Here is a 1,121-nt window from a genome sequence, read left to right as displayed (position 1 = left end):
AGGGCATGGTTATACATCTCTTTGGAAGTAATTTCATTTACCTGGTTTAAATGTGCAAACAGGTTTTCCAGGTTTTGTTTGATATTCCGGCTTCGTGGTGAAAACTTAAAATCAGGGATTTCTCTATTTCCGGGTTGGATTAGCTGGTATTTCTGTTCCAGTTTATAAATAAATAAACCACTATGGATTGAAAATTCCATAGTTTTCATTCAAAGGTAAAAAATGAAATTTTTTGTTATTTTTCTATTATCCAGTTTCCCGTACTACTGTTCGGCTTCTCCCGATGGTGTTCATGATATTCCTGAACCATCTCATCCGTTATATTGCCAATACTCCAAACACCATAACCTACTGCCCAAAAATGTCTCCCCCAGTATTTCTTACCCATCTCGGGGAACTCTTGTTGCAACAGACGTGAAGAACGTCCTTTCAACTTCTTTACAAACATACTCACACTCAACCGTGGTGGATATTCGATATGAATGTGGATATGGTCTTTGCTCACTACTCCTTTTAATATACGAACATCTTCACTATCGCAAATCTGAATCAGAATATCTCGACAACGGGATTGAATGTCCCCTTGCAAAACATGATAACGGTATTTGGTTGCCCAAACTATATGACATGACATTTGACTTACTGTATGTGAATTCCTACGAAGTTCTACCATACAACAAAAGTAACATTTATAGAAACTTAAAGTATCTGCAATGAAATTGCAGGGTTTTAACCATTAACTTGACAATAAACTTTTGCATTTTCTGCTTTTCATAACTGTCCTTGATTTTTCGTCCCGTTTCCCTGTCAATTCGTGTGGATACAATATGAAAATGTACCCGTTCCAAATCCCGGTGTTTGTACACAAAATACGGTTGGTTCCCGTAGCCCATATAATCCATCATATTTCTGATTTCTTTTTGGATTGCTGTATCACCAAGTTTCAGGTAATCTTCGGATGAAGGGTTAAAGGAGATATGAAGACATTTATTCTTTACCCGTGGATTTAACTTCTCAATATCCAACAGATTCTTCAGCCGGTGTTTTTCATCGTACATAAAAGGATTGGAAGAAAGGGTATTTTTACTATCAAAAAAAGCAGCAACACCCTGTTTTACTTT

3 protein-coding genes are annotated in these 1,121 nt (G+C 36.7%); all 3 read right to left on the bottom strand.

Annotated elements, in window-relative coordinates:
- Positions 1 to 200: hypothetical protein (locus K5G00_RS29420; RefSeq protein WP_238770211.1), on the bottom strand; the 200-nt coding region annotated here is incomplete at its 3' end.
- A 35-nt stretch (positions 201 to 235) separates the two neighbouring features.
- Complete coding sequence (gene tnpA / locus K5G00_RS29415; protein WP_238770209.1) at positions 236 to 673, bottom strand: IS200/IS605 family transposase; 438 nt, start codon at positions 671 to 673, stop codon at positions 236 to 238.
- Positions 674 to 689: 16 nt separating this feature from the next.
- A partial coding sequence (locus K5G00_RS29410; RefSeq protein ID WP_238770207.1) for a relaxase/mobilization nuclease domain-containing protein occupies positions 690 to 1,121 on the bottom strand: 432 nt, incomplete at its 5' end.

Origin of the sequence: Maribellus maritimus (assembly GCF_022267315.1) — a bacterium.
GTDB lineage: Bacteria > Bacteroidota > Bacteroidia > Bacteroidales > Prolixibacteraceae > Draconibacterium > Draconibacterium maritimum.
Note: the sequence above shows the minus strand (reverse complement) of the source record. Positions and strands in the feature narration are given on the sequence as shown.